General features: G+C 43.7%; 5 protein-coding genes. 2 read left to right on the top strand and 3 right to left on the bottom strand.

The window, feature by feature from the left end; genetic code table 11:
- Positions 1-215: 215 nt before the first annotated feature.
- Together AC23N5_RS31150 and AC23N5_RS31145 are read right to left on the bottom strand one after the other, a co-directional pair.
- Complete coding sequence (locus tag AC23N5_RS31150) at positions 216-677, bottom strand: Lrp/AsnC family transcriptional regulator (RefSeq protein ID WP_183973990.1); 462 nt, start codon at positions 675-677, stop codon at positions 216-218.
- 78 nt (positions 678-755) lie between these two features.
- Positions 756-3,332 (bottom strand): zinc-dependent metalloprotease, encoded by a 2,577-nt coding sequence (locus AC23N5_RS31145; protein ID WP_487758519.1) that lies wholly within the window; start codon positions 3,330-3,332, stop codon positions 756-758.
- A 162-nt stretch (positions 3,333-3,494) separates the two neighbouring features.
- Here AC23N5_RS31145 and rocD point away from each other — a divergent pair, with 162 nt between their 5' ends.
- On the top strand, positions 3,495-4,742 hold the full coding sequence (gene rocD / locus AC23N5_RS31140) for an ornithine--oxo-acid transaminase (protein ID WP_487758518.1): 1,248 nt from the start codon (positions 3,495-3,497) through the stop codon (positions 4,740-4,742).
- A 236-nt stretch (positions 4,743-4,978) separates the two neighbouring features.
- On the opposite strand, the gene AC23N5_RS31135 is transcribed toward rocD, so the two are convergent.
- The gene (locus tag AC23N5_RS31135; RefSeq protein WP_487758517.1) at positions 4,979-6,379 is read right to left on the bottom strand and encodes a TlpA family protein disulfide reductase; all 1,401 of its coding nucleotides are present in this window, start codon (positions 6,377-6,379) and stop codon (positions 4,979-4,981) included.
- 610 nt (positions 6,380-6,989) lie between these two features.
- Between AC23N5_RS31135 and AC23N5_RS31130 the strand changes: the two genes are divergently transcribed.
- Entirely contained in the window at positions 6,990-7,229 is a 240-nt protein-coding gene (locus AC23N5_RS31130; protein ID WP_183973998.1) for a hypothetical protein, read from the top strand.
- The last annotated feature ends 164 nt before the right edge of the window (positions 7,230-7,393 follow it).

Here is a 7,393-nt window from a genome sequence, read left to right as displayed (position 1 = left end):
TCAGTATCTAGTTACCATTGAGTAATCGGTTTGACTCCTTCATTACCAAATATTATTTCGCAAAGGTAAATCTACAAGGAGTAACCCCTGTTTCGGTTTTGAGAAACCGAAAGCACGCTTGGTGAGCAAGCGAAAGCACACTTTGTAAGCAACCGAAAGCACACTTAGTCGTTTGCCCTTTGCCTTTTTTGCCCCTTTTCAAACTGATTTATGATTTATTCTTCGATGGGTACATTTCGTTTGAAGGCTGCCCCAAAATCAATCAGCGATTCGGTTTTGAGAACGCCAGGGATATGGTCTATTTTTTCGTATAAAACTTTGCGCATGTGCTCATTGCTGCGAGCCACGATGCGAATATAAAGCGTATATTTTCCTGTAATATAATAACACTCAGTGACTTCGGGGATTTGCTTGAGTGCGTCAATAATTTTCTCAGAATCAGAGTCTTCTTTGAGTGTAATGCCCGTAAAAGCGCCCCATTCGTAGCCTAATTTTCGTTCGTTTAAGACAATCGTGCTTCCTTTTAGGATACCAATCCGTTTCAATTTTCCTACCCGTTGATGCACCATTGTGTTGGAAATCTGTAAATCATCGGCGATGGCCGAATAAGCTTTGCGGGCGTCTCGTTCGAGTTGCTGCAAAATGAGTCGGTCAAATTCGTCAAGTGGTTCTTCCATAAGTTTTGATACAAAGAGGATAGTGAATGTAGTAAAAGTGCGTCGGGTTTTGACCCGACGCACAAGGTCTTCGTCAGACTATTTAGGGTCTAACGCCTTCTTAATGCGGAAAACGCAATCTTGAAGGTGGTATTTCGTCATTTTGTCGGTAATGGTTGGAAGTGCCGCTTGAATTTCGCCTTGCAAAGAAGTCAAGTGCGCCCGTACCATCGACTGCACGTCGTTTTTGCGGATGTCCACCGAAGGAGCAACCACCGCGCCAAACATCTTCATCGGAGTGGTAGAAGGAAAACCAACTGCCGCAGGTGCGTTTAGCGTTGCAATCATGCGCTCTACATAGATTTTTTGGAGGTTACGACGGTGAGCATCGGCTGCTTTGCGCGTTTTCAATTCTCCCCAAACTCCTCCTTTTACATCGGCAAATAACTCATCCATTGAGTAGGCATCGGCCGTTTTTTCGGTCATCTCAATCATGCGTTGAAGGCGGTCGCTGGCAAAAAGGCTACTAAGGGTAGTTTCCTGAATTTTGGAAATAAAATCAACCCCCATGTCAGGACGAATACGGCGCAAGATGTTATCGTCTAGTATCCACTTAGGCGTGTTGAACAGTTGCTGATTTAAGAACGCAACCGCATCTTTTTGCATTTTTTTAGGCGTTGGCTCATATACAGCCCCTTCTTGGTCCATTGATTTAGGTGTTTCGTAAATACCGCCCACGTTTTTGGTTACGTGACCCATATAGCGACGGAACTGCGTCACCACTTCGTTGTAACCTTCTTCCAACATATCATAATCTTCGCCTTCTTGTTTGGTCCATTCGATGAGGTTTGGCACAATGCGTTGGAGGTTTTTGATACCGTAACCGCTGGCAAGCATGGCGTTGTCACCGATGTCTTCGTTTTGTGAACGAGGGTCGTATGGGTTGGTTTCGGTCAAGAACCACAAACGGCGGTTGGGAAGGGCTTTCTCTTTGTACCATTTGTTCAAAATAAGCTTGTCTTCTTCGGCGGTTTTGGTGTCATAAATGGGTTTGTACGCCCACTCAATCGCCCAAATGTCGTAGTCGCCAATGCGAGGAAAAAAGTCAGTCACACCGTCTTCGGGTTGGGCTACGTAGTTGAAACGAGCGTAGTCCATGATAGACGAAGTGTGTCCATTTTTGGTAATAAATTCTTTGTCGCGGAGTTTCTCAACGGGCGTTGCTGTCGAGGCACCGTAGTTGTGACGAAGGCCAAGCGTGTGCCCTACTTCGTGCGATGATACAAAGCGAATCAGTTGTCCCATCAATTCATCGTCAAACTTATTCTTGCGAGCGCGTGGGTCAGCGGCAGCGGCTTGGGTCATGTACCATTTTTTGAGGAGTTTCATCACGTTGTGGTACCAACCGATGTGACTTTCCAAAATCTCTCCCGTACGAGGGTCGTGGACGTTGGGGCCGTACGCATTTTCAATGTCGGAAGCAAAATAACGAATCGCCGAGTAGCGTGCGTCTTCCATGCTGATGGTCGTGTCGTTGTCGGCCAAAATTTCGCCGCGAATGGCGTTTTTCCACCCTGCTTTTTCAAAGGCTACGTTCCAGTCGTCAACCCCCATTTTAAGAAACTTCCGCCATTGTTTTGGCGTAGCAGGGTCGATGTAGAAAACGATGGGTTTTTTAGGCTCAATCAACTCACCACGGCGCTGACGCTCTTCGTCGGCTTTGTTTTTAGGTTCCAAACGCCAACGAACCACAAACGTTTTGTCTTCGGTACGTTGTGAGTTTTCACCATAAACGGTATAACCATTGGCAAAATACCCGACCCGTAAGTCAAACAAACGCTGTTTCATTGGCACGGCTGGTAAGGCGATAAACGAAGTGTTCAGCTCCATTGTCACGGCACCTGCAATCGAAGCAGCGGGTAGATTTACCGAAGGAATAGGGCTCGTAGAAGGGCCAAAGCTTGGCATTGGCGGCGTAACACCGTAGGTTTTTACCACCTTTATTTCCGTGTTGATTGGGAACGACTTGATGCTCTGAATGTAGGTACGGTCGTTTTGAAGCATCGTCAGTTTGTATGCCTGACGAACGATGGGAGACATCGAAATCACGGTGTTGTCGCTTTTGAAGAAGTCGGTCACTTCAATCACTACCGAGGTGTCTTTGCGCACGGCTTTCACGTCAAAGGCCATGGCGATTGGGTCAAGGTTAGAGTTACGAACGGCCTTGTAAATCGGAGCATTGGCATCGTCACTCACGTTGATAAAGGCGACCGAACGCATAAAAATCTTGTTGTCAGGGCCTTTTTCAAAACGAACTACTTGGCGGTTAAGTAATTCTCCACCGTAAGCAGGCAAACCGACCGACCCAGGCGTGGTGCTTGACTGTGAAAGACGCGTGATGGCCATCATTTCGCGACCGAGTAGCGAATCGGGGAGTTCAAAGTAGTATTTTTCATCTAGTTTGTGAACGATGAATAAGCCCTTGGTCGTCTTACTTTTGTCGGTAATGACTTCTTTGTAGGACTTAGGACCCGCCTTAGGGGCAGCAGCGGCTGGTGCGGCGGGTGCCGTTGCCGCTGGGGTGCCACTGGCTGCAGGTGGCGTGGTGGGGCGACGGTCTTGCGCGATGGCCGAAAAGCTAAGTGCTGTGGCCAAAATAAGGAGTTGTTTAAACATGTTAACGAAAGTTAGATTTGGTTTTATAGCGTGTTTGAAATTAAAAAACTGTTTGAAATTTAAGTGTTTGAAAGAAATTTGACTTGTTAAAAATTGAAAATAAGTTAAAATGTAACTTTACAAAAGTAATAAAAATTGTTGGCCCAAACTTCTAAAACCACCATGACAACCGAACTTACTCAAACCGACTACCTCATTGGCCTCGAAAAGCGCTACGGAGCGCATAATTATAAGCCCGTGCCAGTGGTTATTGAGCGGGGCGAAGGGGTTTTTGTGTGGGACCTGGAAGGCAAACGCTATTACGATTTTTTGTCGGCGTACAGTGCCGTGAATCAGGGACATTGCCACCCACGAATTGTGAGTGCCTTGACAACGCAAGCGCAAAAACTGACGCTGACGTCGCGGGCGTTTCATAACTCCGTATTGGGCGAATGCGAGAAATTCTTGTGCGATTACTTTGGCTACGACAAGGTTTTGATGATGAATTCGGGGGTAGAGGGCGGAGAAACGGCGCTCAAACTGACCCGTAAATGGGGCTATTTGGTGAAAGGGATTCCCCAAAACCAAGCCAAAACGGTGTATGCGGCAGGAAACTTTTGGGGGCGTACGCTCGCGGCTATCTCGGCTTCTACGGATCCCGAAAGCACCGATGATTATGGCCCTTTTTTGCCAGGTTACATTATTGTGCCTTACAACGATTTAGAAACACTCGAACAAACCTTCCAAGCCGACCCCGACATCGCGGGCTTTATGGTGGAACCCATTCAGGGCGAAGCGGGGGTTGTGGTGCCCGACGAAGGCTACTTGCGGGGAGTACGAGAATTATGTATCAAATACAACGTCTTGTTTATTGCGGATGAAGTTCAAACGGGGCTTGGGCGTACGGGCAAGCGTCTTGCTTGCGACCACGAAGGCGTGAAACCCGATATTTTGGTATTAGGAAAAGCCCTTTCGGGCGGCGTTTATCCTGTGTCTTGCGTCTTGGCTAGTGATGAAATCATGCTCACCATTAAACCTGGCCAGCACGGGTCAACCTACGGAGGAAATCCGTTGGCGGCAGCGGTGACGGTAGCGGCGTTATCGGTGTTGGAAGATGAAAAATTAGCCGAAAATGCGGAGCGTCTTGGGAAAATATTCCGAGAAAGAATGCGGGCAATCCAGCAAAAAACGACCCTGATTGAAACGGTACGGGGGAAAGGACTGTTAAACGCCATCGTGATTGCGACCGACGAAGAAAGCCCCTTGGCGTGGCAAATTTGCCTCCAACTCAAAGAAAAAGGACTACTTTGCAAACAAACCCACGGCAATAAAATTCGCTTTGCCCCGCCGTTGGTGATTACAGAAACGCAAATCCACGAAGCGTGTGATTTGATTGAAGAAGTGATTTTGAGGGTGACTACGGCTGTTTAGCCTGCTTTGTTTGTTTGGATTGCGTAGAATGAAAGCCTTAAAAACACCTGTTTCTGAGGCTTTTTATTTATGTCTCTTTAACCCAACTAAATTGGCTACATTGATTAGTGAGACGACAATAAAAGACACTTTTTTACTATTTCAGGGGAATTTTTCTGTAACAAATTCTGTCTTACAAAACGCCCGTTTTTTGAGACGGATAGATTTTAGAACAAGATATTTTCAATACTACTGGTTTACTTCAACAACGCTCTTATTTCATCTTCTACCTTGCCCGAGGAGGGGTATGAAGCATCAGCGCTGACAATTTTTCCTTCTTGGTTAATGAGGATATACCGAGGAATCCCGCCGATTTTGTACGATTTGTAAATTGATTCCGGAAGGTCAGGGTTGGATTGATTAATATGGTAGCCTTTAGGTGTTCTTTTGTCGGTAAGGAGTTTCTTCCATTGTTGCCTGTTCTTATCAACTGATACATTAAGAAAGACTACCTTTTCATTTCCTTCAAATTGCTTTTGTAACTCTAAAGCCTTGGGAAATTCAGCTCGGCATGGGCCGCACCAAGTCGCCCACACATCTACATAAATTACCTTCCCCTTAAACGCATTTGTTGACAGCATTTTGTCGTCAGAAGTCAAACCTGCAATTTCTGGTGCAGGTTTTCCTTTAGCCAATGGAGACCATTGATTGTATCGTTCTTCAAGTGTTGTCAGATAAGGCGAAGTACTGTATTCCTGTTTGAATTCCTGATAAAGTGCCTCTGTGATGGGTGTGATTCCCAAAATTCGTAAACCATCATTAATTGTCTTTGCAATCAAAAGCTCTTTAAACTCTTTTGGATAACTCTCAGATTTAATTTTGGAGACAGTCAATTTCGGATAAATAGTTGAGAAGTTATTCAGGTCTTTATTTTCCTTATAAACAATGCTTAATTTGTTTAACCAATAAAAAGCCAAGACAGCGGAGTATGCTTCATCCCGCGCACTTAAAAGAGCTGCATCAAACGGAATAGAATCGTTGATGTTTTGTAAAACAAGAGGTATTTCTTTCTTTTTGGCTTGGAGATTATGTTCTTTGATTTGTTTGGAATAAAGGTCAAACATTCTGTAACTATTTATCAATAAAACATTTACATTATTGGGTAACGTGTTTTTGTGTAAGTTGTGAACTTTTGCCAGTTCAGTTTGAAGCGTATCTAATTTATTTAGATAGGCTTGAGTATCTAACTCGTCGGTTGATACCCCCATTATTTTTACAAGAGTCCGTCCGGCATCGTATAAATGCCGGGCAATTGGCGCTCCATCACCTTGAAATTCAAGCGGTGCAGTCGGATTTTTAAAATCAACCCCTATGGTCAAATTGTCATTCGGAGTCAGATAAAGTTTACAATATTTATCTCCTATCATAACTGCCACAAATTGGGAATTAGCGAGGTTGAAATTCAGGTGGGCGACCCCTGAAGAATCAAACTTTGATTCCAAAAGCAGTACTGGTACATCTCTAACCATGTCGGTAGCAGTCATCTGAATTTTTTCTGGTTTGCTGCCGTTGGCTTTAATCGTGATTTTAACGTTTTTGACTTGAGCAAGGCTCTTAATAACGAAGAATACAAGTAGAAAAGAGAAAAGATTTTTCATCAGGAAGGCGTTCAGGTGTTTGAACTTAAACGCAGATACTAATTTTCGTGGTATAAAAGCTTTTCGATTTTCCTGAAAATTAGACTTTAACTATCATCTACTTATGATAAATCCTATTATAAAACGGCTCACCCCCTACAATCCTCAAAACAAAATAGGAACCGAAAGCGTATCTGTTTCCACTACATTGCTCACGTTGAAGGCGCGGTCGCGTACCCGTATCTGAAATTTTACGGTGGTTAGTTTTGCATTCCGAGAGTAAGGGAAATAAACGGCGTAATCTAATTTTCCTTCAATAGGGCCTCTTTTACGAACTGGTTTTAATACAGGGAAAAATGACGGCCAAAATTACTTCCTGATACTGATTCCCAGTCACTTTTCTAAACGCAAGAAGAGATAAACGCAGCCCTTAAAGGCTAATCTTTCAGACAAAACGGCTGAAAATTCATATATTTGAGTTTGTGCAAGCGCCACTTACATAACTGCATAGTGATTAAGCACTATATTTGAAGACTCACGAAGCTTTACAACACGTGTAGAACTATGTATAATACAAGAATGTTATAGAGAAGCTAAAATTGCTCTTACACGTATAAAATAAGGTAGGATAATGCAACATACATATCAATTAAATACCGAAAACCTCAATTTGAGCTTCATTGAGGCTGTCAAAGCAATGTTTGGCAAAAAGGAAGTTAAGATTGTTATTGAAGATGTCCAATCGGAAGATGAGAAGGAAAAACTCTTTTATAGTCTGTTTGGAAGTTGGCAAGGTGAAGAAACTGGCGACGAGCTGGTAAAACAAATTTATTCTGCCCGTGTCAGTAGCTCCCGAGATATAGAATTATGAGTAAATTTTTATTAGACACAAATATTTGTGTTCATTTCATCAAGGGTGAATTTAATTTAAGAAACAAAATACTTCAAGTTGGTTTCCGCTGGAGTGGTCCTATTTAGACGGACAGTCGAAAAGCGTAACTTTACAAAGTTATGTCATCAAAAACAACCAAGCAA

The organism is Runella sp. R5_40 (assembly GCF_057652295.1).
The sequence above is the reverse complement of the archived record's forward strand: the minus strand, read 5'-3'. Positions and strand labels throughout refer to the sequence as shown.

Excerpts from the sequence above, each read along its gene's own strand:
- rocD (WP_487758518.1), top strand. The coding sequence starts at position 3,495 with ATGACAACCGAACTTACTCAAACCGACTACCTCATTGGCCTCGAAAAG.
- AC23N5_RS31150 (WP_183973990.1), bottom strand. The coding sequence starts at position 677 with ATGGAAGAACCACTTGACGAATTTGACCGACTCATTTTGCAGCAACTC.
- AC23N5_RS31145 (WP_487758519.1), bottom strand. The coding sequence starts at position 3,332 with ATGTTTAAACAACTCCTTATTTTGGCCACAGCACTTAGCTTTTCGGCC.
- AC23N5_RS31135 (WP_487758517.1), bottom strand. The coding sequence starts at position 6,379 with ATGAAAAATCTTTTCTCTTTTCTACTTGTATTCTTCGTTATTAAGAGC.
- AC23N5_RS31130 (WP_183973998.1), top strand. The coding sequence starts at position 6,990 with ATGCAACATACATATCAATTAAATACCGAAAACCTCAATTTGAGCTTC.